The 25,401-nt window shown below is 73.4% G+C and carries 25 protein-coding genes; 17 read left to right on the top strand and 8 right to left on the bottom strand.

Features of this window, described 5'->3' with window-relative positions; genetic code table 11:
- Positions 1 to 7 precede the first annotated feature (7 nt).
- The 4 genes from ACPPVX_RS08175 (at position 8) to yihA (ending at position 5,001) form a co-directional block, all read left to right on the top strand.
- Complete coding sequence (locus tag ACPPVX_RS08175; protein WP_426574397.1) at positions 8 to 919, top strand: haloalkane dehalogenase; 912 nt, start codon at positions 8 to 10, stop codon at positions 917 to 919.
- Positions 920 to 1,021: 102 nt separating this feature from the next.
- Positions 1,022 to 3,397 (top strand): putative bifunctional diguanylate cyclase/phosphodiesterase, encoded by a 2,376-nt coding sequence (locus ACPPVX_RS08170; RefSeq protein WP_426574396.1) that lies wholly within the window; start codon positions 1,022 to 1,024, stop codon positions 3,395 to 3,397.
- 18 nt (positions 3,398 to 3,415) lie between these two features.
- Positions 3,416 to 4,249 carry an alpha/beta fold hydrolase gene (locus ACPPVX_RS08165; RefSeq protein ID WP_426575012.1) on the top strand — a complete coding sequence of 278 codons (834 nt, stop codon included), beginning with the start codon at positions 3,416 to 3,418 and terminating at the stop codon, positions 4,247 to 4,249.
- A 23-nt stretch (positions 4,250 to 4,272) separates the two neighbouring features.
- Entirely contained in the window at positions 4,273 to 5,001 is a 729-nt protein-coding gene (gene yihA / locus ACPPVX_RS08160) for a ribosome biogenesis GTP-binding protein YihA/YsxC (protein ID WP_426574395.1), read from the top strand.
- A gap of 24 nt (positions 5,002 to 5,025) precedes the next feature.
- Here yihA and ACPPVX_RS08155 read toward each other — a convergent pair whose 3' ends face one another.
- Positions 5,026 to 5,832 (bottom strand): SDR family oxidoreductase, encoded by an 807-nt coding sequence (locus ACPPVX_RS08155; RefSeq protein ID WP_426574394.1) that lies wholly within the window; start codon positions 5,830 to 5,832, stop codon positions 5,026 to 5,028.
- 61 nt (positions 5,833 to 5,893) lie between these two features.
- On the opposite strand from ACPPVX_RS08155, the gene ACPPVX_RS08150 reads away from it, so the two are divergent.
- Positions 5,894 to 6,382, top strand: coding sequence for a nitroreductase/quinone reductase family protein (locus ACPPVX_RS08150; RefSeq protein WP_426574393.1), 489 nt, complete (start codon positions 5,894 to 5,896; stop codon positions 6,380 to 6,382).
- Positions 6,383 to 6,600: 218 nt separating this feature from the next.
- Here the strand turns inward: ACPPVX_RS08150 and ACPPVX_RS08145 are convergent, their stop codons facing one another.
- Positions 6,601 to 7,266: a TetR family transcriptional regulator gene (locus ACPPVX_RS08145; protein WP_426574392.1), complete on the bottom strand. Its 666-nt coding sequence runs from the start codon at positions 7,264 to 7,266 to the stop codon at positions 6,601 to 6,603.
- A 175-nt stretch (positions 7,267 to 7,441) separates the two neighbouring features.
- Between ACPPVX_RS08145 and ACPPVX_RS08140 the strand changes: the two genes are divergently transcribed.
- Both ACPPVX_RS08140 and ACPPVX_RS08135 read left to right on the top strand, forming a co-directional pair.
- Positions 7,442 to 8,560: a ferredoxin reductase gene (locus ACPPVX_RS08140; protein ID WP_426574391.1), complete on the top strand. Its 1,119-nt coding sequence runs from the start codon at positions 7,442 to 7,444 to the stop codon at positions 8,558 to 8,560.
- Positions 8,561 to 8,616: 56 nt separating this feature from the next.
- On the top strand, positions 8,617 to 9,786 hold the full coding sequence (locus ACPPVX_RS08135) for a fatty acid desaturase family protein (RefSeq protein ID WP_426574390.1): 1,170 nt from the start codon (positions 8,617 to 8,619) through the stop codon (positions 9,784 to 9,786).
- A gap of 68 nt (positions 9,787 to 9,854) precedes the next feature.
- Here the strand turns inward: ACPPVX_RS08135 and ACPPVX_RS08130 are convergent, their stop codons facing one another.
- The 5 genes from ACPPVX_RS08130 to ACPPVX_RS08110 are packed head-to-tail and all read right to left on the bottom strand — an operon-like array spanning position 9,855 to position 13,955.
- Complete coding sequence (locus ACPPVX_RS08130; protein WP_426574389.1) at positions 9,855 to 10,964, bottom strand: Zn-dependent alcohol dehydrogenase; 1,110 nt, start codon at positions 10,962 to 10,964, stop codon at positions 9,855 to 9,857.
- A 45-nt stretch (positions 10,965 to 11,009) separates the two neighbouring features.
- The gene (locus ACPPVX_RS08125; protein ID WP_426574388.1) at positions 11,010 to 11,498 is read right to left on the bottom strand and encodes a hypothetical protein; all 489 of its coding nucleotides are present in this window, start codon (positions 11,496 to 11,498) and stop codon (positions 11,010 to 11,012) included.
- Positions 11,495 to 12,667, bottom strand: a complete 1,173-nt coding sequence (locus ACPPVX_RS08120) for a molybdopterin-dependent oxidoreductase (RefSeq protein WP_426574387.1) — start codon at positions 12,665 to 12,667, stop codon at positions 11,495 to 11,497. Before ACPPVX_RS08120 ends, ACPPVX_RS08125 begins: the two co-directional genes overlap by 4 nt.
- Positions 12,664 to 13,320 (bottom strand): methyltransferase domain-containing protein, encoded by a 657-nt coding sequence (locus ACPPVX_RS08115; protein ID WP_426574386.1) that lies wholly within the window; start codon positions 13,318 to 13,320, stop codon positions 12,664 to 12,666. Before ACPPVX_RS08115 ends, ACPPVX_RS08120 begins: the two co-directional genes overlap by 4 nt.
- Complete coding sequence (locus ACPPVX_RS08110; protein ID WP_426574385.1) at positions 13,317 to 13,955, bottom strand: TIGR04282 family arsenosugar biosynthesis glycosyltransferase; 639 nt, start codon at positions 13,953 to 13,955, stop codon at positions 13,317 to 13,319. Before ACPPVX_RS08110 ends, ACPPVX_RS08115 begins: the two co-directional genes overlap by 4 nt.
- Before the next feature lie 121 nt (positions 13,956 to 14,076).
- Between ACPPVX_RS08110 and ACPPVX_RS08105 the strand changes: the two genes are divergently transcribed.
- Both ACPPVX_RS08105 and ACPPVX_RS08100 read left to right on the top strand, forming a co-directional pair.
- Positions 14,077 to 14,769: a response regulator gene (locus ACPPVX_RS08105; protein ID WP_426575011.1), complete on the top strand. Its 693-nt coding sequence runs from the start codon at positions 14,077 to 14,079 to the stop codon at positions 14,767 to 14,769.
- Complete coding sequence (locus ACPPVX_RS08100) at positions 14,766 to 15,971, top strand: sensor histidine kinase (protein ID WP_426574384.1); 1,206 nt, start codon at positions 14,766 to 14,768, stop codon at positions 15,969 to 15,971. The genes ACPPVX_RS08105 and ACPPVX_RS08100 overlap by 4 nt, the downstream gene beginning before the upstream one ends.
- 32 nt (positions 15,972 to 16,003) lie before the next feature.
- Here ACPPVX_RS08100 and ACPPVX_RS08095 read toward each other — a convergent pair whose 3' ends face one another.
- On the bottom strand, positions 16,004 to 16,660 hold the full coding sequence (locus ACPPVX_RS08095; protein ID WP_426574383.1) for a glycosyltransferase family 2 protein: 657 nt from the start codon (positions 16,658 to 16,660) through the stop codon (positions 16,004 to 16,006).
- A gap of 122 nt (positions 16,661 to 16,782) precedes the next feature.
- Between ACPPVX_RS08095 and ACPPVX_RS08090 the strand changes: the two genes are divergently transcribed.
- The 8 genes from ACPPVX_RS08090 to lgt all read left to right on the top strand — a co-directional run bounded on the left by ACPPVX_RS08090 (position 16,783) and on the right by lgt (position 25,376).
- Positions 16,783 to 18,069, top strand: coding sequence for a hypothetical protein (locus ACPPVX_RS08090; RefSeq protein WP_426574382.1), 1,287 nt, complete (start codon positions 16,783 to 16,785; stop codon positions 18,067 to 18,069).
- Between the two features lie 6 nt (positions 18,070 to 18,075).
- Entirely contained in the window at positions 18,076 to 19,125 is a 1,050-nt protein-coding gene (locus tag ACPPVX_RS08085; protein WP_426574381.1) for an NAD-dependent epimerase/dehydratase family protein, read from the top strand.
- A gap of 75 nt (positions 19,126 to 19,200) precedes the next feature.
- Positions 19,201 to 19,422 carry a heavy-metal-associated domain-containing protein gene (locus tag ACPPVX_RS08080; RefSeq protein WP_426574380.1) on the top strand — a complete coding sequence of 74 codons (222 nt, stop codon included), beginning with the start codon at positions 19,201 to 19,203 and terminating at the stop codon, positions 19,420 to 19,422.
- 3 nt (positions 19,423 to 19,425) lie between these two features.
- Positions 19,426 to 19,590, top strand: coding sequence for a hypothetical protein (locus tag ACPPVX_RS08075; RefSeq protein WP_426574379.1), 165 nt, complete (start codon positions 19,426 to 19,428; stop codon positions 19,588 to 19,590).
- Positions 19,587 to 21,947, top strand: coding sequence for a heavy metal translocating P-type ATPase (locus ACPPVX_RS08070; RefSeq protein WP_426574378.1), 2,361 nt, complete (start codon positions 19,587 to 19,589; stop codon positions 21,945 to 21,947). The genes ACPPVX_RS08075 and ACPPVX_RS08070 overlap by 4 nt, the downstream gene beginning before the upstream one ends.
- Positions 21,947 to 22,231: a metal-sensitive transcriptional regulator gene (locus ACPPVX_RS08065; RefSeq protein ID WP_426574377.1), complete on the top strand. Its 285-nt coding sequence runs from the start codon at positions 21,947 to 21,949 to the stop codon at positions 22,229 to 22,231. The genes ACPPVX_RS08070 and ACPPVX_RS08065 overlap by 1 nt, the downstream gene beginning before the upstream one ends.
- 24 nt (positions 22,232 to 22,255) lie before the next feature.
- Positions 22,256 to 24,289 (top strand): neutral/alkaline non-lysosomal ceramidase N-terminal domain-containing protein, encoded by a 2,034-nt coding sequence (locus ACPPVX_RS08060; protein ID WP_426574376.1) that lies wholly within the window; start codon positions 22,256 to 22,258, stop codon positions 24,287 to 24,289.
- A 55-nt stretch (positions 24,290 to 24,344) separates the two neighbouring features.
- On the top strand, positions 24,345 to 25,376 hold the full coding sequence (gene lgt / locus ACPPVX_RS08055; RefSeq protein WP_426574375.1) for a prolipoprotein diacylglyceryl transferase: 1,032 nt from the start codon (positions 24,345 to 24,347) through the stop codon (positions 25,374 to 25,376).
- Positions 25,377 to 25,401 lie beyond the last annotated feature (25 nt).

Raw genomic sequence — 25,401 nt, 5'->3', positions numbered from 1 at the left:
TCGGCCCATGGACGCCGTGCGCACCCCCGATGAACGGTTCGAAGGCCTGCCCGGGTGGACCTTCGCGCCCCACTACGTGACCGTGGACGACGGCGAGGGCGGCTCGCTGCGCGTCCACTACGTCGACGAGGGCCCCGCGTCGGCGCCGCCCGTGCTCCTGATGCACGGCGAGCCGTCCTGGGGGTACCTCTACCGCACGATGATCCCGCCCCTCGTGGCTGCCGGCCACCGGGTCATCGTCCCCGACCTCGTCGGCTTCGGCCGCTCCGACAAGCCCACCCAGCAGGGCGACTACACGTACGAGCGCCACGTCGAGTGGATGCGCCAGGCCCTCTTCGACCACCTCGACCTCCGCGGCATCACCTTCTTCGGCCAGGACTGGGGCGGGCTCGTCGGCCTGCGCCTGGTGGCCGAGCACGCCGACCGCTACGCCCGCGTCGCGGTCGGCAACACGGGCATGCCCACGGGCGAGATGCCCATGAGCGACGCCTTCTTGGCCTGGCAGACCTTCGCCCGGGAGACCGAGACGTTCCCCGTGGGCGCCATCATCAACGGCGGGTCGCTCTCGGACCTCCCGCCCGAGGTGGTGGCGGCGTACGACGCCCCGTTCCCCGACGACACGTACCTCGCCGGCGCCCGGGTGTTCCCCTCGCTGGTGCCCACCAGCCCCGACGATCCCGCGGCCGCGGCCAACCAGGCCGGCTGGGCATCGCTGCGGCAGTTCGACCGGCCCTTCCTCTGCGCCTTCAGCGATGGCGACCAGATCACCAAGGGCGGCGACGCCATCTTCCGGCGCGAAGTCCCCGGAGCCGCAGGTCAGGCCCACACCACCATCGAGGGGGGCGGGCACTTCCTGCAGGAGGACCAAGGCCCGGCGCTCGCCGCGGTGCTCATCGGCTTCATCGCTGCCAACCCTTGATGGGCCATATGGCCTGATCTGCGGTTCGGCCCTTGGATCGGGGTCGGAGCGACCGATTTGCAGGGGTGGTGGGCGCTGTCAGGCGGATCACCGCACCCCACCATGACCCGGACCACGCACCGCAGCCTCAGCGTCTTCGTCGCCGTCGTGATCGGTCTCTTCGCGGCCACGGTTACCTCGGGCCTGCCCAGCGAGCGCGGCGCGGTCATCATCTCCAACCTCGGCCAGTGCCTGGCCCCGGCCATCGCGGCGCTCGGCTGCTGGTTCGCCAGCCGCAAGGCCGTCGTGGCCAACCACCGGACCGGTTGGCGGCTGCTCGGCGCATCGGCGCTGTCGTGGTCGATCGGGCAGTGCTTCTGGACGTACTACGAGATCTCGGGTGCCGCCGCGCCGTTCCCGTCGTGCGCCGACGTGGGGTACCTGCTGGCGGTGCCGCTCGCCCTCGCCGGGATCTGGACGATGTCGGTCCGCACCAGCACGTCGACGTGGCTGGTGGCGGTGCTCGACGGGCTCATCATCTCGGGCGGCCTGCTGGCCATCAGCTGGCCGCTGGTGCTCGGGCCCAGCTGGAAGGCCGGCGCCGGCACCCCCTTCGAGTTCGCGCTCACGCTGGCGTACCCCATCGGCGACGTCATCGTGGCGTCCGCGGTGCTGCTGGCCATCATGCGCACCGACCGCCGTCGCGACGCCGTCCCGCTGGTGTCCATCGCGGTCGGCCTCATCGTGCTCGGCATCGCCGACAGCATCTTCGTGTGGACCACCCTCCAGGGCACCGAGCAGGCCGTGTCGGTGGCCGACATCGGGTGGACCGCCGGCTACCTGATCCTCTTCCTCGCCGCCATGGAGTACCCGCTGCCGATCGCTTCGGGGCGCGCCGAGCTGCACACGGCGCCGAGCCTGCGCCGCGCCGCCGTGCCGCTCACCGTGGTCAGCGTGGCGTGGATCCTGCGCATCGTCATGGTGGCCACCAACCAGCCCGAGGACCGCTTCCTCACCGTGCTGACGGTGATCACCGTCGCCCTCGTCCTCATCCGGTTCCTCATGACCATGCGCGAGAACCAGGAGCTCACCGAGTCGCTCGAGGAGAAGATCGGCGAGCTCACCGCCCGCGAGCAGCAGCTGAGCCACCAGGCGCTCCACGATCCGCTCACCGGGCTGGCCAACCGCCGGCTGTTCAGCGACCGGGTCGAGCACGCCCTCAACCGCAGCCGCCGCACCGGTGACCTGAGCGCGGTGCTGTTCATCGACCTCGACGACTTCAAGACCGTCAACGACAGCCTCGGTCACGCTGCCGGCGACCGGCTGCTCGCCTCGGTCGCCGCCCGCCTCAGCGGGTGCGTCCGGCCCGGCGACACCGTGGCCCGCCTCGGTGGCGATGAGTTCGGCGTCCTGCTCGAGGAGATGGAGGGCGCCCAGCACGCGCCCAACGTGGCCCGCCGGATCCTCGAGTCGCTCGACGTGGCGTTCCCCCTCGACGGCCGCCAGGTGTTCACCCGCGCCAGCATCGGGGTGGCCGTCGCCGACAGCAAGGCCGGGTACGCCGGCGCCGACCTGCTCTCGGACGCCGACGTGGCCCTCTACGCCGCCAAGGGCTCGGGCAAGTCGACGTTCCGCGAGTTCGAGCGCACCATGCGCGTCACCGCGATCGAGCGGCTCGAGCTGGGCCAGGACCTGCGCCGGGCGCTGCACCAGAACCAGTTCTTCTGCCACTACCAGCCCATCGTCGACCTCGTCACCGGCCGGGTCGTCGCCCTCGAAGCGCTGCTGCGCTGGGACCACCCGAGCCGCGGCCTCGTCGGGCCCAACGCGTTCATCGAGCTGGCCGAGGAGACCGGCATGATCGGCCAGATCGGCATGACGGTCCTGCAGATGTCGTGCTGGCAGGCCGCCAACTGGCGCGCCGAGGGCAAGGTGCCGGCGAGCCTCGAGCTCCACGTCAACCTGTCGGGCCGCCAGCTCGAGGACCCGTTCCTCGTCGAGAAGGTCAAGCGGGTCCTGGCGTCCACCGGGTTCCCCGGCTCGCTGCTCGTGCTGGAGATCACCGAGAGCGTCGCCGTCGAGACCGGCGCCGCCCACCTCGACCTGCTCGAGCAGATGAAGCAGCTGGGCATCCGCTTCGCCATCGACGACTTCGGCACCGGCTACTCGTCGCTCAACTACCTGCGGGCCCTGCCCGTCGACGTGCTGAAGATCGACCGGGCCTTCGCCCAGACGCTCGACGGCCAGACCGACACCGTGCTGCTCGAGGCCATCGTCCGCCTCGGCCACTCGCTCGGCATCGACATGATCGCCGAGGGCATCGAGCACGCCGAGCAGGCGGCCACGCTCAAGCGCCTCGGCTGCCGCCGGGCCCAGGGCTACCTCTTCCACCGCCCCCTCTCCGTCAGCGAGATCCCCGGCGCGGTGGCCGGCGTGGTGACCCCGCTGGCGATCGACACCGTCGTGGACCGTCCGATCGGCGACCCCGCCCCCAAGTGACATCCTGGTCCGGTGGCGATGGACCTGGAGCCCGGATGGGTCGAGATCGACGGCATGCGGCTGCGCTGCCTCGACGTCGGCCCCACCGAGACCGCTGACCCCGGCCTGCCGCTGCTGATCATCCCCGGCCACACGGCGCGCATCGAGGGGTTCCTCCCCATGATCGGGGCGCTCGCCGCCCACCACCGCGTGGTGGTGGCCGACCTGCCCGGCAGCGGCGAGTCCGACAAGCCGGTCCGGCGCTACACCGTGGCCTTCTACCGCGACACGCTCCTCGCCCTGCTCGACCACCTCGGCATCGACCAGGCCATCCCCGTCGGCGGGAGCCTCGGCGGCAACCTCGTCCTCCAGCTCGGCCACCACCGGCCCGAGCGGTTCCCCCGCCTCGTGCTCTGGGCGCCCGGCTCCGCCTGGAAGGCCAAGCCCGCGGTGGCGTGGGTCACCGAGCACGTGGTGGGGAGCCGCCTGCTCGGCCACGCGCTGTTCTGGCCGATCGTCCGCACCCAGAGCCGGTTCTGGTACTCGCCCGACCACCCGGGCCGGCAGCGCGAGCTCGACGAGACGTTCGAGTACTACCGGCGGGTGATGAGCCCCGGGTTCCTCGCCATGTACTGGGGCATGGCCGCCGACCAGCTGCGCCGGAGCCTGTTCGACCTCGCCCCCGCCATCCGCCAGCCCACCCTGCTCATGTGGGGCGACCAGGACGACGGTGCCCAGATGGGCAAGGGCGTCGCCCGCCTCCACCAGCTGCTGCCCGACAACCGGCTCCTCGTCTTCCCCGGCCGCCGCCACTCGCTCGAGGCCGAGTGCCCCGCCCTCCTCGCCGAGCAGATCCTGGCGGGGGCCCGCTGAGCCGGGCCTGCTAGCAACTTCCCATGGCCACCCCTCCGCTGCCGCTCCGCTTCGTGATGTCGGCCACCCGGGTCGACGACCTGCCGCCCACCCGCGGCGAGGTGGCCATCGTCGGCCGGTCGAACGTGGGCAAGTCGTCGGTCATCAACTCGATCGCCAACCGCAAGGGCCTGGCCAAGGTCTCCAAGACGCCCGGCCGCACCCAGCTGCTCAACCTGTTCGAGCTGCCCGACGGCACCTCCGTGCTCGACCTGCCCGGCTACGGCTTCGCCAACGCCCCCGCCAGCGTGCGGGCCACCTGGCCCGAGATGATCGAGGGCTACCTGCTCGGCCGGGACCAGCTGCGCACGGTCATCGCCCTCATCGACGCCGAGGTCGGCCCCACCAAGAACGACACCCAGACGCTGGCGTGGCTGCGCTCGCACGGGCTGCCGGTGCAGGTCATCGCCACCAAGCACGACAAGGTCAAGCCCTCCCAGCGCGACAAGCGGCGCAAGGACCTGGCCGAGGGCTGCATGCTCACGCCCGCCGACGTCCTCTGGGTCAGCTCGGCCAAGAACGTCAACATCGACGAGCTCCGCCACCGCATCCTCGGCTGGCTCGACCCCGTCGACGACTGGCCGCCCGCCGCCCCCACCCGCAAGGAGCGGGCCGAGTCCCGTGCGGCGGCCGCCGCGTCGGCGTCCGCATCGGCCGAGGCCGCCGACGATCCGGGCGCGGACGAGGACGACGACGAAGACGAGTGGAACTGACCTGAGCCCGGCAGGCCGGTGCGCTCAGCCCGGCGTCTTGCGCACCCGCTGGTCGAAGAGCTTGCGGTAGATGCCGGGGGCGGTGGCCACGGTGCGGGCGAGCGCTCGGGTCTGGGCGTCGGCGTAGATCTCGGCGGTGCGCCGGTCGACGCCGCGGATGATCGCCTGGGCCACCTGGTCGGCGGAGATGGGCTTGATCGACCCGGCGATGGCCCTCGTCTCGGCCGGCTTCACCAGGTTCTCCGCCGCGAGCATCGGCGTGTCGACGTCGGGCGGGAACACGCAGCCGACGTGGACGCCGTGGGGGACCAGCTCGGTGCGCAGGGCCTCGAACAGGCCGCGCACGGCGAACTTGGCCGCGCCGTACGCGGTGTAGCCGTAGACGCCGACCAGCGCGGCCGCTGATGCCACGCCCACGATCGAGCCGCCGCCGCGCTCGACCATCGAGCGCGCCACCGCCCGCACCGGCCACAGCGTGCCGTAGTAGTCGACGTCGATCATGTCCGTGAACGTCTGGTCCTCGGCCTCGAGGAACCGGCCCGGCAGGGTGATGCCGGCCGAGCAGACCAGCACGTCGACCGGCCCGCGCTCGTCGACCGCGGCGGCCAGCACCGCGACGACCGCGTCGCGGTCGCTCACGTCGCACGGCACCCCGGCCACCCGCACGCCGGGGGAGCGGCGGCCCACCTCGGCCGCCACCGCATCGAGCCGCTCGGCCCCGCGCGCCAGGAGCGTGAGGTTCGCCCCCTTGGCCGCGGCCGCCAGCGCCAGCGCCTCGCCGATCCCGCTCGAACCACCGGTGATGACGACGTGCCTGCCCTGCCAGTCCATGCCCGCAGCCTGCCACCCGAGCCGTACGCCCCGGGCCGGGGACCGCGTAGCCTGCACGGCCATGCCCGCGTTCGACGTCGACGGTCCCGTCGGCAAGCTCACCCGCAAGATGGCCACCAGCTCGTGGTTCCGCAAGGTCGGGCCCAAGGTGGTGCCGCCCATGGACCGCACGCTCCACAAGCTCTCCGGTGGGCGCATCATCGTCAGCCGGATGATGGTGCCGAGCATGGTGCTCACCACCACGGGCGTGAAGTCGGGCCTGCCACGCGAGTCGCCGCTCGCGTGCGTGCCCGACGGCGACGGAGGCTGGTGGGTGGTCGGCTCCAACTTCGGTCGCGAGAAGCACCCGGCGTGGACCGGCAACCTCCTCGCCGACCCCAACGCCAGCGTCTCGTTCGAGCACACCGAGACCGCCGTCCTCTCCCACCTCCTCACCGACGACGAGAAGGCCGAGACCTGGCCCAAGCTCATCGCCGTCTGGCCCGCCTACGACGACTACGTCGAAGTCAGCGGCCGCAGCCTCCGCGTCTTCCACCTCACGCCCGCATAGCGGTCTCGTCACTCGCTCGCTTCGCTCGCTCCGTTCCTCGAACTTGAGCTGAGCGGCTGACGCCGCGCTGTCTTCGCTCCTCGGCACGACTGCGTCGCACCTCGTCGACTTGAGGGCGCTCCGCAGGCTCCGCGCCTCAAACTCCCCGGGGCTCGCTTCGCTCGGAACCAAACCCACCCCTCGCTCGTGGTCCTCGTCGGGGGGGGTGGGGGTGGGGGTCAGCGGGGTCTTGGGTGCCAGGTGATGGCGCCTTGGCTGAGGTACCTCAGGCGGCGCTCGGTCTCGCGGACCACCTCGGGCTCCCGCTCGGGCGCTTCTTCGAACACGTCGATGAGGCGCTTGGCGGTGTCGACCATGAGCCCCACGATCAGGTCGGCCAGCATCACCAGGTCGGGGGTGGGCCAGGCGTTGACCACCGGGAGCCGGGCCAGGTCGGTGGCCAGCTCGGTGGCGAACAGCTTGATCTCGCGGCGGATGGCGAGCTTCACCGCGGTGACGGGGGAGAACTGCTCGCGGGCGATGAACCGGTAGTGGTCCTGGTGGGCCCGCACGTGGGCGACGAGCGCGGTGACCGAGCGCTGGATGATGTCGTCGGCGTCGGACACGTCTTCGCGCGCCTCGTTCATGAGCTCGCGCAGGGTGGCGAACGCCTCCTCCACCAGGACGAGGCCGAGGTCGTCGATGCGCTGGAAGTGGCGGTAGAAGGCGGCAGGCGCCACCCCGGCGGCGCGGGTGACCTCGCGGATGCCGAGGTTGTCGAGGCTGCGATCGCGCAGCAGGTCGAGCGCCCCGTCGAGCAGGGCGCGGCGGGTGCGGCTCTTGTCGACGGACCGGGGCTCGGTGGCTCGGGGAGCGGCGTGCAGCGATCGGGGTGGGCGGGGCACGCCGCCAGCGTAGACGGAAGACGCGACACAACTGTTCACGCACTGGAAACGGTCACTGTGACGACTGACTCTTGCCGTGGCCCCGATCAGTCCGCATACTGTGAACAGTTGTTCACTCGTTCTCCGAGTGAGGCCTCGGATCGACCGAGGTCCCGTCCCCGAGCAAGGAAGCACCATGGCGAGGTTCGCTCCCCCCTCCATCGTCCGCAAGGCTTTGGCGTCTGACCTGGTCGACCGCCTCACCGCGCCCCACGGCGTCGACCGCTACCTGGAGCTGGTCGACCCCACCTGGACCGTCCGCGAGGTCCGGGCCGAGGTGGTGGCCGTGCGGCGCCAGACCCCGGGCACCGTCACCCTCACCCTGCGCCCCAACCGCACGTGGACCGGCTTCGCCGCCGGCCAGCACGTGGTGGTGGGGGTCGACATCGACGGCGTCGTCCACGACCGCTGCTTCAGCCTGGCCGGCTCGCCCCACGCCTCCGACGGCACGCTCGAGCTCACGGTCAAGGCCAACCCCGCCGGGCGGGTGAGCACCCACCTCGTCGAGCACGCCGCGCCCGGCCTGGTGCTGCGGCTGTCCGAGGCCCAGGGCGACTTCGTCCTCCCGTCGGCCGCCCAGCGCACCGCCCGCGGCGACGACCTGGTCTTCATCAGCGGCGGCAGCGGCATCACCCCCGTGCTGTCGATGCTGCGGGCCCTGGTCGACGAGCGCCACATCGGCGCCGTCACGTTCGTGCACTACGGGTTCACTGCGATGGACGTCTGCTACCGCGACGAGCTGGCCGAGCTGGTCGCCGCCCTACCGGGGGCCCGGCTCCTGCTCGGGCTCACCGATGCGCCCGGTGAAGGCCACCTCGACGGCTTCTTCGGCCCGGAGCACCTCGCCCAGATCACCGACCGTCCCGAGCGGGCCCAGGTCTACCTCTGCGGCCCGGCACCGCTGATGGCATCGGTCGAGCAGGTCTTCGCCGACCTCGGCCTCGCCGACCACGTCCACCTCGAGCGGTTCGGCCCGCCGCCGATCGACCCCACCATCGCGGTGGGCGACGGCGCCGTGGCGTTCGCCCGCTCCGCCGTCGCCGCCCCGTCGGTCGGCACCGTGCTCGAGACCGCCGAGGCCGCCGGGCTCACCCCCGCCTTCGGCTGCCGCCGCGGGATCTGCGGCACCTGCACCCGCACCAAGACGTCCGGCCAGGTCCGCAACGTGGTGAGCGGCGAGCTGTCCGCCACCGACGCCGAGCCCATCCGCCTGTGCGTGTCCGTGGCCTGCGGCGACGTCGTCGTCGACCTCTGACCGCCCCGTCCGCCCCTTCGCCTCCGGTCGACTCCCCCAACCCAAGGAGCCTCCCCATGCCCGTCCCAACTGCCGCCGCCCACCTCTCCCGTGAGCAGATCGACGCCCTCGGCGCCGAGCTCGACGCCCTGCGCCAGCGCACCGAGGCCAGCCTCGGCGAGCGCGACCGCAACTACCTCGAGCAGGTGGTGCGGGCCCAGCGCGGCCTCGAGTTCGCCGGCCGCGCCCTCCTGTTCGCCGGCTTCCTGCCGCCCGCCTGGGTGGGGGGCACCTCGGCCCTCGCGCTGTCGAAGATCCTCGACAACATGGAGATCGGCCACAACGTGATGCACGGCCAGTACGACTTCCTGCAGGACCCGGCGTTCCAGGGCACCACGTTCGAGTGGGACACCTCCTGCCCAGCCGACCAGTGGCGCCACTCGCACAACTACCGCCACCACACGTTCACCAACGTGATCGGCGAGGACCGAGACCTCGGCTACGGCGTCCTCCGCATCGACGCCGGCAAGCCCTGGAAGCCGAAGGACCTCGGCAACCCGATCTACGCCGCCCTGCTGGCGTCGTTCTTCCAGTACGGCGTGATGCTCCACGACCTCGAGGTCGAGCGCATTGTCAAGGGCAAGGTGAAGTGGTCCGACACCGAGGATCTCCGCCGCGCCATGGCCCGCAAGCTCGGCAGCCAGACCCTCAAGGACTACGTGCTGTGGCCGCTGCTGACCGGTCCCTCGGCGCCGTTCACGCTCGCCGCCAACGCCACGGCCAACCTGGCCCGCAACCTGTGGTCGTTCACCATCATCTTCTGCGGCCACTTCCCCGACGGGGTGGCCACCTTCACCCGCGAGGAGGCAGCCGACGAGAGCCGCGGCGGCTGGTACCTGCGCCAGCTCCTGGGGTCCGCCAACATCGACGGCGGTCCGCTGCTCCACCTGATGAGCGGCAACCTCAGCTTCCAGATCGAGCACCACCTGTTCCCCGACATCCCGGCCCACCGCTACCCGGAGCTGGCCGTCGAGGTGCGCGAGATCTGCGAGCGCTACGGCCTGCCGTACAACACGGGTGGCCTGGTGCAGCAGTTCGGCTCGGTGGTGTCGAAGATCGTCCGCTTCGCCCTGCCCTGGTCCACCGGCGCCACCCCGCCGGCGCCCGCCCCCGACCCCACCAAGGCCTGGACCGAGCTCGACCTCGCCGACCGCGCCGAAGCCCTCACCGGCCGCGCCGCCGCCTGACCCACCCGGTCTGGGCACAACCGTGTCGCATGGGCACGGTTCTGCACGGACCCGGGTGGGTCTGGGTGCTACATGTCGATGACGGTGCGGATGCCGGTGGTGGCGCGGAGGTCGTCGAAGCCGGTGTTGATGTCGGCGAGGGCCACCCGGCCGGTGATCATCGACGCGAGGTCGAGCTGGCCCGACTGCATCAGGCCGATGAGCCGCGGGATGTCGCGCAGCGAGTTGCAGCTGCCCAGCACGCTGCCGATGACCTTCTTCTCCTGCATCGCCATCAGGGCGGGGAGCGGGAAGGTCAGCGGGTCGTCGAGTGCAGGAACGCCCACCATCACCGTGGTGCCGCCCTTGCGGGTGGCCTCGACCCCGGCGGCGATGAGGGCGCTGCGGCCCACGGCGTCGAACGCGAAGTCGGCACCGATGCCGTGGGGGGAGAGGTCCATGACCGCGGCGACGAGGTCGTCGGAGGTGGGATCGACGGCGTCGGTGGCACCCAGCTTCATGGCGGTGGCGCGGCGCTCGGCGTCGGGCTCGCTGATGATGATCCGGCCGGCGCCGGCCACGCGGGCTCCCTGCACGATCGACAGGCCGATGCCGCCGGCACCCATCACCAGGACCGTGTCGCCCTCTTGCACCTTGGCGGTGTTGATGGCGGCCCCGACGCCGGTCTGCACGGCGCAGCCCACCACGCACGCCACGTCGAGCGGCACGTCGTGGGGGATCTTCACGGCGCCGTTGGCCTGGATGACCACCATCTCGGCGAAGGCGGCGACGCCCACCCCGCGGTAGACGACCTCGCCGTGGCGCGACAGGCGGGTGCCGCCGTCGGGGTGGGCGCTGGTGAGCATGGAGTCGGCGTTCACGCACAGGCTCCACTCGCCGCGCACGCACCACGGGCACACACCGCACGGCGGGCACGGGGTGAGCACCACGTGGTCGCCCACCTGGAGGGTGGTGACGCCGGCTCCGACGGCCTCGACGATGCCCGCGGCCTCGTGGCCCAAGATGACCGGCAGGGCCGAGGGGAACACGCCGTCGGCGATGCTCAGGTCGCTGTGGCAGATCCCGCAGTGCTTGACGCGGACCGCCACCTCACCCGGCTTCGGGTCCTCGATGTCGACGTCGTCGAGCACCACCAACGGTGCTCCACCCTGTTCCAGCACTGCAGCGCGCACGTCCATCCCCTGATCTCGTGGTGGCCGGCGCCGCGGTCGGCGTCGGAGCCGTCACCCTGCCACGTCGGCGGGGCCGCCGTGCGCCGCCGGGCGGCGTGAGCGCCCGATCGCGATCACGACCAGGGCCGCGGCCCCGACGAGCCAGGTGGCGCCGAGCGCCCAGCCGAGGCCGGTGCGGTAGTCCCGCGGCCGCACGGTCGGGTTGTCGGGCAGACCGCCCTGGTGGGTGACCAGCGGCAGGGCGAACGCGATCAGCACGACCGAGGTGAACAGGACGGCCCGCACCACCGGCCACGACCAGGCCGGCACCAGCCGCTTGGCCACCCAGCCGGCCATCGCGCCGAGGGGCACGACGAGCAGGTCGAGCGCCAGCGCGCCCCCGACGAACCACCTCGCCGCGCTGGGCACCCCGGTGCGCTCGTTGATCCAGAGGCCCCGCACGCCGAAGGCCACGACGGCGGCGCCGATCGCCGCGGTGATCCAGAACACCGGGCCGTAGCGCTGGCCGCCGTCGTCGGGGGCCTCGGTGGTGGCGCTCATCCGACCTGCACCCGGTTGACCCACTTGGTCTGGAGCACGCCGGGCCGGTTGGGGGCGATCAGCCGGCACGGGTACCCGTGGTCGAGCGCGAGGGGCTCGCCGTTCAGCTCGAGGGCGAGGAGCGTGTCGCGGTCGGCGGCCACGTTGGGGGCGACCGGAGACGATCGGTAGAGGCTCCGCGCCTGGAGCGACTGCAACCGGAGGTGCTGGCCGGGCTGGGCGCCCGCGAGCTCGAGGAGGTCGCGCAGGCGCACGCCGCGCCAGGTGGCCGAGGCGCTCCAGCCCTCGACGCACGCGATCGGCAGGGTCGCCTGGTGCTGGGGGAGGGCCTGCAGGTCGGCCAGGGTGAGCTCCAGCTCGCGGTCGACCCGGCCGGTGACGCGCAGCGTCCAGGCATCGGCCATCTCCTGGGTGACCCGGGCCGAGCGCGCCGTGCGGTTGATCGGGATGCCCTGCGGCCCCACGTCGGGGTCGCGAGGCGCGAGCACCGACACGCCGCGGAGCGGATGGAACGTCTGGCCCACCGTGGCCACGGTCAGGGCGCCCGCGCCCGCGGCGACGCTGCCCAGGAACCACCGCCGCTCGGAGCCGCTGGCCCGGTCCGCCAGCTCGCCGCCGGTGGGATCGCCGCGGCGCAGCGAGCGCCACGTGAGCGCCGCCTTGGCACCGATGTGGGCGATGAGCCCGCCGATCATGATCCAGGCCGCCCAGTAGTGCGCGTGCGGGAAGAAGAAGGCCCACGGGTACCACTTGAACGTGTTGAGCGTGCCGCTGACCAGCAGGAACACCGCCCCGCCGACCAGGGGGAACAGCAGCAGCCGCTCGACGCCGTGGGCCGCCGACCGCACCGCGGGGCGGGCCCAGAAGCGCGGGGCGACGACCCACAGCTTGGCGACGACGAGGGGGATCGACGCCATGCCGGTGGCGACGTGCACGCCCTGGGTGAACCGGTACAGGCCGGCCGGCCGGCTCGGCCAGGTGAACCAGCCCACGGGGTTCTGGATCACGTGGGAGATCAGCCCGGTTGCGAAGCAGACGGTGAACGTGACGCCGAGCGCGGTGCCGAGCGCGGCGGCGACGCGGGTGTCGTGCAACGAGGACCGGTAGTGCTCACCCGGGTCGGGCGCCCGGTCCGCCAGCCCCTTGGCCCGGTCGGCCAGCGCGGTCACCTCGGCCCCCAGGGCTCGAGCGCGGCGAACCAGCGCCCGTCGTCATCGATGAGGTCGACCTGGCGCAGACCCGCGGCGTCGGCCACGTCTGCGATGTCGTCGGCGCCCACCTGGGCCCAGATGAACCAGTCGGAGACGGCCTCGCCGCGCTCCACCCGCACGGGCAGCGAGCGCGACGCGGTGCCGGGCGCACCGGTCTCCACCAGCGCCCGGCCGTCGCGGGCGAGCAGCTCGCCGACGCGCGTCAGGAGCCGCACCGGATCCCCGCCGATGCCGACGTTGCCGTCGAACAGGAGCGCGGTGGCCCAGCGCCCGGTGCCGGGGATCGGGTCGAACACCGAGCGGACCAGGGCGGCGGCCCGGCGCTCGATCGCCTGGCTCACCGCTTCGGGTGACGCGTCGACGCCGAGGGCCGGGATGCCGCGCTCGGCGAGGGCGACCACCAGCCGGCCCGGCCCGCAGCCGATGTCGAGGACCGGGCCCTGGACGTCGGCGAGCTGGCGGTGCTCCACCTCGTCGGCGGGTGCCGACCAGCCGCCCACGTCGAGCGGGATGACGGTCCCGTCGCGGCCGCGCAGGCAGGTGGCGGGCCCGCCGCCCGGTTCGCCGTCGCGCTCGGCATCGGCCACCGAGGTGGAGGTGGCGGCACTCATCGGACGCCCTCGCCCACCGTGGCGAGGAGCCGGGAGGCCACCTCGGCGAACCGGGTGTGGGGGGCGGTTGCGGCGACGATCGCCACGTCGGCGGGCTCGTCGACGTCGCGCAGCACCGGGAGCAGGGTGGTGGCGAGGCCGAGCTCGGTGAGGCGCCGGCGCTGGTGGTCGCCCGTGTCGGTCTGGCTCATCGGCACGCCGTCGAACAGCCCGGGCTCGGGCTCGTGCAGGCCCAGCGCCCACCAGCCGCCGTCGGCCGCGGGGCCCAGCACGGCGTCGGTGTGCGGTGCGGTCAGCTCCAGCAGGGCGGCATCGAGGTCGGCGGCGGTGAGCTGCGGCGTGTCCATGCCGATCTGCAGGGCGGGGCCGCCCACGTCGTCCCACGCACCGGCCAAGCGCTCCTGGAACGACCCCGGTCGCTGCGGCACCACCTCGAAGTCGGTCGGGACGATGCCGGTGGGATCGCCCTCGAACGACACCAGCACCCGGTCGGCGAGGCAGCCCCGGACGGCGTCGAACGTGTCGGCCAGCGCGGCCGCCGCCAGCTCCGCGGCGCCGTCCGCGCCGAAGGCGGGCATGAGCCGGGTCTTGGCGAGGCCCGGGAGCGGGCGCTTGGCGACCACGAGGAGGTGCATGGATCGACTGTGGCCCGGAAGTCCTTGCGACCAGCCTCCGATCCCCTTACGAACCGCGGAACAGCGCTCCACCCCCGACGACGGCGCCAGATCGCATCCGTAGGCTGCGGCCGTGCCTTCCCTGGAGCGTCAACGCGTGCTCGTCATCGACGACGACCCCAACGTGTCCGAGGTGGTGGCCACGTACCTGCGCCGAGAGGGCGCCATCGTCGAGGTGTGCAGCGATGGCGAGACGGGCCTCGAGACGGCGCTCGCCGACCCACCCGACCTGGTGGTGCTCGACCTGATGCTCCCCGGCCTCGACGGCCTCGAGGTGTGCCGCCGGATCCAGGCGCTCGCTCCGGTACCGGTGGTCATGCTCACCGCCAAGGGCGACGAGACCGAGCGCATCGTCGGCCTCGAGCTCGGCGCCGACGACTACGTGAGCAAGCCCTTCTCGCCCCGGGAGCTCGTCGCCCGGGTCAAGGCGGTGCTGCGCCGGGCCCACGCGCCCCTCCAGCCCGTGGGGGCGGGGGCGGCGGTGCTCGACGCCGGGGTGGTCCAGATCGACGTCGCCGCCCACGAGGTCCGGCGCGGCGACGAGATCCTGCCGCTGACCGCCCGCGAGTTCGAGCTGCTGGTCCACCTCGTCCGCCACCCGCGCCGGGCGTTCCGTCGCGAGGAGCTGCTCGAACGGGTCTGGGGCAGCCGCTACGGCGACACCTCCACGGTGACGGTCCACGTGCGCCGCCTGCGGGAGAAGGTGGAGGAGGATCCATCGAACCCCCGGCACCTCGTGACCGTGTGGGGCGTGGGCTACCGGTGGGAGCCGTGAACACCCGGCGGACCGAGCTCATCGTGCTGCTGCTCGGCGGCGTGCTCACCATCGTCGCCACCGCCTGCTCGGGCGCGTCGCTGCGGGACGGGCTGGAGCTGATCGGCCTGGCGGTGCTGGGCGCCGGCGTGATCGCCGTCGCCGGCTCCCTCGTCGGCCACCGCCTCCGCGCCCGGCCGCTGGCCGTCCAGGTGAGCCTGATCGCCATCACCGCCGTGCTCGCCACCCTGGCCGGGGCCCTGCTGGCGGCGAAGGCCATGTTCGTGTCCACCCACGACCTGCGGGTGCTGCTGGTCGTCATCGCCGCGGGCGCCACGGCCGCCCTGCTGGCCGCGCTGATGCTCGCCGAGCGGTTGGGGCGCGCCAGCGCCGAGGTCCAGCACCTCTCCGAGCGGCTGGCGCTCGACGAGCACGCGTCGGTGGCGACCCCGCTTCCGACCGAGCTCGCCGAGGTGGCCGAGCAGCTCACCGACACGTGGGGGCGCCTCAACGCGGCCCGCGAGCGGGAGCGGGCCATGGAGGCGTCGCGGCGCGAGCTGGTGGCGTGGGTGTCGCACGACCTCCGCACGCCGCTCTCGGGCATCCGGGCCATGGTCGAGGCGCTCGAGGACGGGGTGGTCGACGACCCGGCCACCGTCACCCGCTACCTGTCCACCATCCGCCACGAAGCCGACCGGTTGGCGCAGCTCGTCGACGACCTGTTCGAGCTGAGCCGGATCCAGGCGGGCGCCCTGGAGCTCGAGCTCGAGCGGGTGGGCCTCGCCGATCTCGTGTCCGACGCCATCGCCGCCACCGGCGTGGCCGCCGATGCCCGGGGCGTGCAGCTGTCGGGCACGCTGAACGACCCGGCGCCCGAGGTGGCCGCGTCGGTCCCCGACCTGGCGCGGGTGATCCGCAACCTGCTCGACAACGCCATCCGCCACACGCCCCGCGGCGGTGCCGTGCGGGTCGAGGCGTCGACCCAGGGCGACCACGCCGTGCTGTCCGTCCACGACAGCTGCGGCGGCATCCCCGTCGACGAGATCGATCGCGTCTTCGACCTGGCCTTCCGCGGCGACGCCGCCCGCACGCCGGGCACCGGTGGCGGCGGGTTCGGCCTGGCGATCGCTCGCGGCCTGGTCGAGGCCCACCGCGGTGACATCGCCGTCGCCAACGAGAACGGCGGCTGCCGCTTCACGGTGCGGCTGCCCCTCGAACCGTGACCGCGGCATCGGGACGGCCTGCCCGGTGCTCGTCAGCCGGGCTGGATCTCCCGGAGGATCCGGCTCATGTCGCGCACCGCCCGCGCCGTCCCCTTCACCGTGCCGGTCACCTTCGAGCGGCCCTCGCGGGGCCGGTACGGCACGTCGACCTCGGTGACGCGCCAGCCCGCGGCGCCGGCGCGCAGCACCATCTCGAGCGGCCAGCCGAAGCGGCGGTCGGTCAGGCCCAGATCGAGCAGGTCGGTGCGCCGGGCGGCGCGCATCGGTCCGATGTCGCGCAGGTCCAGCCCGGTCCGGCGCCCCACCTGCCAGGCGAGGTAGCGGTTGGCTGCCCGGGCGTGGGGCGGCCAGGCGCCGCGCTCGGGGTCGCGGGCGCCGAGCACCAGGTCGGCCGAGCCGGCCAGCACCGGTGCCGCCACGCGCACCAGATCGGCCGGGTCCATCGAGCCGTCGGCGTCCATGAACAGCACCACGTCGGCGGTGGCCGCCAGCAGCCCGGTCCAGCAGGCGGCGCCGAAGCCGCGGTCGGGCTCCTCGACCACCAGCGCGCCGGCGGCGCGAGCGATGGCCGGCCCGCCATCGGTGGAGCCGTTGTCCACCACGATCGGCCGGTAGCCGTCGGGCATCGCGGCCAGCACGCCGCCGATGGCGGCCTCCTCGTCGAGCACGGGCAGCACGACGTCGGGCACGAGCGATGACGGTACCAGCGGTCCTCGAGCGTCCTGCGGGGCGACCGTCCTCGACCGGGCCGGCCCCGACGCGGTTGCGGCGGGGGTGGTGGCTCACGGCGATCGGCCTCGGCGGCTGGGTCGTGGCGGTGGTCGCGGCGTGGAAGGTGGCCCTTCCCGACCGCCGGGCGTGGAAGCTCCAGGCCGCGCCGCTCACCGGCCTGTTCGACCGCCACCTCACCCCGCTCACGCTCACCGTGCTGGCCCTCGGCCTGGTGCTGGCGCGCACGTTACCCGGGTGGTGCCGTCGGGGGTCGTGGCGCCAGGTCCTGGTGGCCACGGCGGTCGTGGCGCTCGGGTGGGGGATGGCGCTGGCCGTGACCCGAGGGGTCGACGGCCTCGACCGGGGCTCGTCCAGCCCGCACGACTACCCGGCAGTGGTGGCCCAGGTCGATCGGGTCGGGGTGCGGAGCTTCGTCGACACGTTCACCCAGGAGCCGGTGCTGCGCACCTACCCGATCCACGTCCAGGGCCATCCGGTCGGCGCCGCCCTGCTGTTCGTCGGGCTCGACCGCGTGGGCCTCGGCGGGCCGCGGGGCGCCGCCGCGTTCACCTTGCTGGTGTCGGCCACCGCGGTCGTGGCCGTGCTGCTGGCGGTGCGCGAGGTCGCGGGCGCCGACGCGGCGCGCCGCGTCGCTCCGTTCCTCGCGCTCATGCCGGGGGTGGTGTGGTGGGTGGTGTCGGCCGATGCGCTGTTCGCCACCGTGGCGGCGTGGGGGATCGCGCTGGCGGTGCTCGCCACGCGGCCCGGCGCCACCCCGCGCCGGCGCGCCGTGCTGGCGCTCGGTTCCGGCGCCCTGTGGGGCATCGGGGTCAACCTGAGCTACGGCCTGGCGCCGCTGGTGCTCGTCGCGATCGTGGTCGTGGTGGCGCGGCGGTGCTGGGCCGTGCTCGGGTGGGCGGCGCTCGGCGGCGCCGCGGTGGTGGCCGCGTTCGCGGCGGGCGGGTTCTGGTGGTTCGACGGCCTGGCCGCCACCAAGGTGCGCTACGACACCGGCGTCGCCCAGTACCGGCCCGCCGGCTACTTCCGGTGGCTCGGCAACCCGGCCGCGTTCGGGTTGGCGATCGGGCCGGCCGCATGGGTGGCGGTGCTGCGGGTGAAGGACCGAGGGCTGGCGCTGCTCGCGGGCCCGGCGCTGCTGGCGGTGGCGATCGCCGATGCCACCGGCTTGTCGAAGGCCGAGGTGGAGCGCATCTGGCTCCCGTTCGCCCCCTGGGTACTGGTGCTGGCCGGCGGCCTGGTCGACCGCCCGGCGGGTCCCGCCCGCCGGTCCTCCTCACCGGGCTGGCCCGCCCTCGCTTCGGGCCTCCTCGTCGTCCAGGTCGTGGTGGCCGTCGCCGTCGAGACGTTCGTCAAGACCCCCTGGTAGGTGTCCGTGCGCATCCTCGTCACCGGTGGCCTCGGCTTCATCGGCTCCCGTCTCGTCGACGACCTCGTCGCGCTCGACCACGAGGTGGTGGTGCTCGACTCGGTGGCCGACCACGTCCACGCCGTCGACCCCGACTACCGCAATCCGGGCGCCGAGCACGTGGTGGCCGACGTGCGCGACCCCGATGCGTGGCTCGCCGCCCTGGCCGGGGTCGATGCCGTCTCGCACCAGGCCGCTCGCGTGGGTCTCGGGGTGTCGCCCGCGGATGTGCGGGGCTACGTCGGCGACAACGGCGTGGGCACCGCGGTGGGGCTGTGGGCGATGCACGAGGTGGGGTTCGCCGGCCGGTTCGTGCTGGCCTCGAGCATGGTCGTCTACGGCGAGGGGGCCTACACCTGCCCGGTGGACGGGCCGGTGCGGCCGGGGCCGCGGTCGGCGGAGCGGCTGGAGGCGGGCCGGTTCGAACCGCCCTGCCCGCACTGCGGCGCCGACCTAGCCCCCGGTCTCGTCGACGAGGGCGCTCGGCTCGACCCGCGCAACACCTACGCCGCCACCAAGCTCCACCAGGAGCACCTGGCCACCGTGTTCGGCCGGGAGACGGGCGTGCCCGTCACGTCGCTGCGCTACCACAACGTCTTCGGCCCGCGGATGCCCCGGGACACGCCCTACGCCGGTGTGGCCGCCATCTTCCGCTCGGCGCTCGAGCGCGGCGAGGCGCCGCAGGTGTTCGAGGACGGTGGCCAGCGCCGCGACTTCGTGCACGTCGCCGACGTCAGCGCTGCCAACGTGGCCGCCCTCACCGCGGCCGAGCCGCTCATCGGTGCCGCCAACGTCGCGAGCGGCACGCCGCACACGGTCGGCGACCTGGCCGTGGCGCTGGCGGCGGCGATGGGAGGGCCGCCCCCGGTGGTGACGGGTCGGTTCCGCCTGGGCGACGTCCGCCACGTCACCGCCTCGCCCCAGAGGGCCGCCGACCTCCTCGGGTTCCGGGCGTCGGTGGGGTTCGACGAGGGCGTGGCCGAGTTCGCCACCGCCCCGCTGCGGGCCGCGCCGTGAACGCGGCGACGCGGGGTTGCAAATACCCCTAGGGGGTATAGGGTCGGTAGTGCAACCGAGCCGAGGAGCACCCCGATGAGCACCACCACCGCCACCTACGCCGTCACCGGGATGAGCTGCCAGCACTGCATCGATGCGGTCACGGCCGAGGTCGGGCGGCTCGTCGGCGTCGAGCAGGTCCAGGTCGACCTGCCCACCGGCGAGGTCACGGTCACCAGCGCGGCGCCGCTCGCTCTCCACGAGGTGCGCGCCGCGGTCGACGAGGCCGGGTACGACCTGGCCGAAGCGGAGAGCTGAGCCGTGGCCGTCACGGTGCGCCTCGCCATCTTCTCGGTCGCGCTGCTCGTTGCGTTCGGGGCCGCGTTCGGCCTCGGCCGGGCCGTCGGCCCGATCGGCGGCGACGCCTCCACCCCGGGCCCGTCCGTCACCACGACGATGCCCATGGACCACGGGAGCCACCCATGAGCACCCCCACCCACACCGATCCTGCGCTCACCGAACCCTCCGGGGCCGAGCCCGAGGTCTGCCGCACCGAAGACCTCCAGATCGCCGGGATGACGTGCGCCACGTGCGCCACCCGCATCGAGCGGCGCCTCAACAAGCTCGACGGGGTCGAGGCCACGGTGAACTACGCCACCGAGGCGGCCCGGGTCAGCGCCCCCGACCGCGTGTCCCGAGACGACCTGGTCGCCCAGGTCCAGGCCGCCGGCTACCAGGTGGTCGACGCGCCGCCTCCGAGCAGCATCCTCGGCCACGACGGCCACGAGCACGACGGCCACGGCGATGCCCACGAGGGCCACGAGGGCCACCACGTCGAGCTCGACGACGCCGATCTGCGCCGTCGCGTCACCATCTCCGCCGCCCTGTCGCTGCCCGTCCTCATCATGGCGATGGTCCCCGCCGCCCAGTTCGACCACTGGCAGTGGGTCTCGCTCGTGCTGGCCACCCCCGTGGTGATCTGGGGCGCCGCCCCCTTCCACCGCGCCGCGTGGACCAACCTCCGCCACGGCGCCGCCACCATGGACACGCTCATCTCGGTGGGCACCCTCAGCGCCTACGCCTGGTCGGTCTACGCCCTCCTGTTCACGGCTGCGGGCGACGACGGGATGCGCATGGGCTTCGACCTGGTGCCCCGCCAGGGCGGTGGCACCGACGAGATCTACCTCGAGACCGCCGCGGTGGTGGTCACCCTGATCCTGGCCGGCCGCTGGTTCGAGGCCCGGGCCAAGCGCCGTTCGGGCGACGCCCTGCGCGCCCTGCTGGAGCTCGGGGCCAAGGACGTGGCCGTCCTGCGCGGCGGCCAGGAGCAGCGGATCCCGGTCGAGGAGCTGGTGGTGGGCGATCGGTTCGTCGTGCGCCCCGGCGAGAAGGTGGCCACCGATGGGATCGTGGTCGAAGGCACCTCGGCCATCGACGCCTCGCTCCTCACCGGAGAGCCGGTGCCGGTCGACGTGGCCCCGGGTGATCCCGTCGCCGGCGCCACCGTGAACACGGTCGGCCGCCTGGTGGTCGAGGCCACCCGGGTGGGGGCCGACACCGCCCTCGCCCACATCGCCCAGCTCGTCACCGACGCCCAGACGGGCAAGGCCCAGGTGCAGCGCCTGGCCGACCGCGTGTCCGCCGTCTTCGTGCCGGCCGTCATCCTCATCGCCGCCGCCACGCTCGGCTTCTGGCTCGGCACCGGCGCCCCGGCCACCGAGGCGTTCACCGCCGCGGTCGCCGTGCTGATCATCGCCTGCCCGTGCGCGCTCGGCCTGGCCACGCCCACCGCCCTGTTGGTGGGCACCGGGCGCGGCGCCCAGCTCGGCATCTTGATCAAGGGCCCCGAGGTGCTCGAGTCCACCCGTGCCGTCGACACCGTGGTCCTCGACAAGACCGGCACGGTCACCACCGGCCGCATGCAGCTGGTCGACGCCGTCGCCGTCGGCGACCGGTCCGCGCTGCTCCGCCTGGCCGGCTCGCTCGAGCACGCCAGCGAGCACCCGATCGCCGCCGCCATCGCCGCGGGCGCCGCGGCCGAGGGCACCGCGCTCGACCCGGTCGACGGGTTCGCCAACCACCCCGGTCTGGGCGTGGCCGGCACCGTCACCGGCACACGCGTCGTCGCCGGGCGCGAGGTGTTCGTGCTCGACCAGCTCGGTGCCGCCGCCCTCCCCGCCGCGGTCGCCGAGGTTCGCGATGCCGCGGCGGCCGCGGGCCAGACGGTGGTCTACGCGGGCTGGGACGGCGAGGTGCGGGGCGCGCTGGTCGTGGCCGACACGGTGAAGCCGTCGTCGGCCGGGGCCATCGACGCGCTCCGCGGTCTCGGGCTCCGCCCCGTGCTGCTCACCGGCGACAACCGGGCGGCCGCCGCCTCGGTGGCGGCCGAGGTGGGCATCGCGCCCACCGACGTGATCGCCGAGGTGCTCCCCAGCGAGAAGGTCGACGAGATCGCCCGGCTCCAGGGCGAGGGCCTGGTGGTGGCCATGGTCGGCGACGGGGTCAACGACGCCGCCGCCCTGGCCCGAGCCGACCTCGGCCTGGCCATGGGCACCGGCACCGATGCCGCCATCGCCGCCTCCGACCTCACGCTGGTGCGCGGCGACCTGCGGGCGTCGGTCGACGCCATCCGCCTGTCGCGCCGCACCCTCGCCATCATCAAGGGCAACCTGTTCTGGGCCTTCGCCTACAACGTGGCGGCCATCCCGTTGGCGGCCGCGGGCCTGCTCAACCCCATGATCGCCGGTGCGGCCATGGCGTTCTCGAGCATCTTCGTCGTCAGCAACAGCCTGCGGCTCCGCCGCTTCCGATCTGCCTTCCCCGACCCCGAGAGGACCCCCTGATGCGCGGCTACACGATGGAGAAGGACGATTACCTGAAGCGGCTCCGGCGCATCGAGGGCCAGGTGCGCGGCGTCCAGCGGATGATCGACGAGGACACGTACTGCATCGACGTCCTCACCCAGATCTCGGCGGTCACCAAGGCCATCCAGAGCGTGGGCATCGGGCTCCTCGAGGAGCACATCAACCACTGCGTCATGGAGGCGGCCCAGGGCGGCGACGACGAGGCGGCCCGGGAGAAGGTGGCCGAGGCCACCCGGGCGATCGAGCGCCTGGTCCGCTCCTGACCGACGCCGCCTAGGGTCCCCGGGATGGGCGAGCACGACGACCAGACCGCCAGCCGCCGCACTGCGATCGGCCCGACCGCGCTGAGCGGCCTGGTCGACGGCCGCAGCCGGCGCAGCCGGTTCTCCGTGACGGTCCGGCCGCCGGTCGACCTGCCCCACGTTGACGGCATCCTCGCCGGCGCGGCCGAGGCCGACCTCACCCCGCCCCCCGGGATGCCCAAGGCCGGCTACTCGGCGAACGCCCACGACGGCAACGGGTTCCGCACCCGGCTGCGGGCCCGGGTCACCCACCTGCGCGCCGGCACGGCGTCGATGGCCCTGGTGCAGTGCGACCTGCTCGCCGGATCGTCGGTCGTCCAGTACCTGGTGGCCGAGGCGGTGGCCGAGCGCACCGACATCCCCCTGGCGGGGATCTGGATCGGGGCCACCCACACCCACGCGGGACCGGGCCAGTTCCTCGGCACCGACTTCTACAACCACCACGCGTCGAACCGGGTCGGCTTCGATCCGGCGTACACCCAGTTCCTGGTGGAGCAGATCGCCGGGGCAGTGATCGAGGCCCACGACACCCGGGTGCCGGCGAAGGTGGCGATCGGCAGCGCCGAGGTGTGGGGGCTGACCCGCAACCGCTCGCACGACCCGCACACCCAGAACCGCACGGTCACCGACAAGCGCCTCGACCCGCAGCGCAAGTGGGTGGCGGTGAACCCGCTGCTCCACCTGATCCGCGTCGACCGCATCGTCGACGACGCCACCACCGAGCCCCTCGCCGCCGCCGTCATCTTCTCCATCCACGGCACCGGCGTCCCCATGCAGGCGCACGAGTACAACGCCGACGTGTGGGCCTACCTGGTCGGCGAGCTGAAGCACCAGATCGAGCGGCGCCACGACGGCCACCCGATCGTGGGCGCCTCCGAGGGCACCCACGCCGATGTGGCCCCCGCGCTGCGCCCCGGGCTGGCCGGCCACCGAGAGGCCCGCCGCATCGGCACGGGCATCGGTGCCGAGGCCGCCGACCTGTTCGACCGGTTGGCCTCGGAGCTCCGCGACGAGGTCGCCCTCGACACCGGCCTGCGCGAGATCGACCTCGACCGCAGCGCCAACCGCCGCATCGGTGATGTCGAGGTGCCCGATCGCCCGGCCGTCGGCGCCGCGCTCGTGGCGGGGGCCACCGAGAACCTCACCCCGGTCCTCCACCGCATCCCGCCGTTCAAGGCCGGCTCCCCGCGCCGCATCGGCCGCAAGGGCGCCCACGGTCCGAAGTGGATCCTCGGAGGCCGCTGGGGCCAGCCGCTCATCCTGCGCAAGAAGGGCTTCCCCCGCCGCCTCTCGGTCCAGGTGCTCCGCATCGGCGACACCGCGCTGGTGGGCCTGCCGTTCGAGATCACGGTGGAGTCGGGCCGGCGCATCGCCGCGGCGGTGCAGGGGGCGCTGGCCGGTCAGGCCGTCGGCCAGGTGATCGTGTCGTCGCTGGTCAACGAGTACTGGGGCTACGTGGCCACCGAGGAGGAGTACTCCCGTCAGTTCTACGAGGGTGGGCACACGCTCTACGGGCCCAACACGGAGCGGTTCCTCAGCGCCCAGGCCGCCAAGCTCGCCGCCGACACCGTCGGTCGCGGCGTGGTCCTCGACGTCACCGACCGCAGCTGGGACCTGGCCACGAGGCGGTTCTTCCCGCTCCCGCCGGAGGCTGCTGCCCCGGAGCGGCGCTTCACCGGGCGGGCCGTCTTCCACGACCCCACCGACCGCGACGACGCGGTGTGGGAGCAGCGCTGGGTCGACGTGGCCCCGGGTGGGCTGCACTGGTACGAGCCGCTCGTGCGCGTCGAGCAGTCCGACGACGACGGCGCCACGTGGTCGCCGGCCGCGCCCGGCGGGCGTCGGGCCGACGACCAGGGCTGGGCCCTCGAGGTCACCCACATCGACGGGCCCGACGCCGGCCGCCACACCTACCGGGTGCGCTGGCACGACCCCGGCCACCGGTTCGGACGGCGCCACCGCTTCGTGCTGTTGGCGAACAACGACCGCCCCGAGCTGGCTGGCGACCCCTTCGACTGACCCCGTCCGAGGTCGCCGCACCGGACCCGCGCTCCCCGCGTGCTAACCCGGTGAGGTGCTGACCTCGCTCGCCGGACCCGTGCTCGCCTTCCTCCCGAGCCCCAGCTTCAACACCATCTCGCTCGGACCGTTCACACTGCGGCTCTACGGCCTGTGCATCGCGCTCGGCGTCATCGCAGCCGTGTGGATCTCCTCCCGGCGCTGGGAGGCGCGGGGCGGCAACCCCGACGACATCGGCACCATCGCCCTGTGGGCCGTCCCCGCCGGGGTCATCGGCGCCCGGATGTACCACGTCGCCACCGACTACCGCACCTACGAGGGCCGGTGGCCACAGGCGTTCAACATCACCAACGGAGGGCTCGGGATCCCCGGCGGCATCCTCCTCGGCACCCTCGTCGGCATCATCGTCGTCAAGCGGAAGGGCCTGCCCGTGGGCCCGCTGCTCGACGTGGTGGCCCCGGCCATCCCCGTCGCCCAGGCCATCGGCCGGTTCGGCAACTGGTTCAACCAGGAGCTGTTCGGCCGGCCCACCACCCTGCCGTGGGGCCTGAAGATCGATCTGGCCCACCGGCCGATCGGCTACGAGCAGTACGCCACGTTCCACCCCACGTTCCTGTACGAGGCGCTGTGGAGCCTGGGCATCGCCGGGCTGCTGATCCTCATCGACCGCACCCGCAAGCTGTACCCCGGCGAGCTGTTCTGCGTCTACGTCCTGGGCTACGCCATCGGCCGGTTCTGGGTCGAGGAGCTGCGCATCGACCACGCCTCGCTCATCTGGGGCGTGCGGGTCAACGTGTGGATGTGCGTGGTCATCGGGACGGTGTCGGCCTTCGTGCTGATCCGCAACCGGCTCCACCCGCCCCAGGTCGCGGTCGACCGGGAGCGCGAGGCGGAGACCGACGAGCAGCTCGCGGCCGACGAAGCTGAGGTGGAAGCCGCCGGCTCAGACGCTGACCCGGCCGACGTCCCCATCGCCTCGGATCCGGTCGCGGCCGCGCCTGCCGGGGCGGACGACGACGACGACATCTGGACCCACGACGACGAGGCCCCCGCCGACGCCTCCTCGGACCCCGACGCACCCACCTAGGGCGCGGTCGGGCCGCGGCGGCCCG

It is taken from the genome of Aquihabitans sp. McL0605 (assembly GCF_049993875.1).
Classification (GTDB): Bacteria; Actinomycetota; Acidimicrobiia; order Acidimicrobiales; family Iamiaceae; genus Aquihabitans.
This window is presented reverse-complemented; position numbering and strand designations above follow the sequence as displayed.

What these genes read in the sequence shown, in the direction of transcription:
- ACPPVX_RS08080 (WP_426574380.1), top strand. Translation starts at nt 19,201, where the DNA reads ATGAGCACCACCACCGCCACCTACGCCGTCACCGGGATGAGCTGCCAG.
- ACPPVX_RS08060 (WP_426574376.1), top strand. Translation starts at nt 22,256, where the DNA reads ATGGGCGAGCACGACGACCAGACCGCCAGCCGCCGCACTGCGATCGGC.
- ACPPVX_RS08140 (WP_426574391.1), top strand. Translation starts at nt 7,442, where the DNA reads ATGGCGAGGTTCGCTCCCCCCTCCATCGTCCGCAAGGCTTTGGCGTCT.
- ACPPVX_RS08115 (WP_426574386.1), bottom strand. Translation starts at nt 13,320, where the DNA reads ATGAGTGCCGCCACCTCCACCTCGGTGGCCGATGCCGAGCGCGACGGC.
- ACPPVX_RS08165 (WP_426575012.1), top strand. Translation starts at nt 3,416, where the DNA reads ATGGACCTGGAGCCCGGATGGGTCGAGATCGACGGCATGCGGCTGCGC.
- ACPPVX_RS08125 (WP_426574388.1), bottom strand. Translation starts at nt 11,498, where the DNA reads ATGAGCGCCACCACCGAGGCCCCCGACGACGGCGGCCAGCGCTACGGC.
- ACPPVX_RS08110 (WP_426574385.1), bottom strand. Translation starts at nt 13,955, where the DNA reads ATGCACCTCCTCGTGGTCGCCAAGCGCCCGCTCCCGGGCCTCGCCAAG.
- ACPPVX_RS08070 (WP_426574378.1), top strand. Translation starts at nt 19,587, where the DNA reads ATGAGCACCCCCACCCACACCGATCCTGCGCTCACCGAACCCTCCGGG.
- ACPPVX_RS08175 (WP_426574397.1), top strand. Translation starts at nt 8, where the DNA reads ATGGACGCCGTGCGCACCCCCGATGAACGGTTCGAAGGCCTGCCCGGG.
- ACPPVX_RS08170 (WP_426574396.1), top strand. Translation starts at nt 1,022, where the DNA reads ATGACCCGGACCACGCACCGCAGCCTCAGCGTCTTCGTCGCCGTCGTG.
- yihA (WP_426574395.1), top strand. Translation starts at nt 4,273, where the DNA reads ATGGCCACCCCTCCGCTGCCGCTCCGCTTCGTGATGTCGGCCACCCGG.
- ACPPVX_RS08065 (WP_426574377.1), top strand. Translation starts at nt 21,947, where the DNA reads ATGCGCGGCTACACGATGGAGAAGGACGATTACCTGAAGCGGCTCCGG.
- ACPPVX_RS08150 (WP_426574393.1), top strand. Translation starts at nt 5,894, where the DNA reads ATGCCCGCGTTCGACGTCGACGGTCCCGTCGGCAAGCTCACCCGCAAG.
- ACPPVX_RS08155 (WP_426574394.1), bottom strand. Translation starts at nt 5,832, where the DNA reads ATGGACTGGCAGGGCAGGCACGTCGTCATCACCGGTGGTTCGAGCGGG.
- ACPPVX_RS08130 (WP_426574389.1), bottom strand. Translation starts at nt 10,964, where the DNA reads ATGGACGTGCGCGCTGCAGTGCTGGAACAGGGTGGAGCACCGTTGGTG.
- ACPPVX_RS08135 (WP_426574390.1), top strand. Translation starts at nt 8,617, where the DNA reads ATGCCCGTCCCAACTGCCGCCGCCCACCTCTCCCGTGAGCAGATCGAC.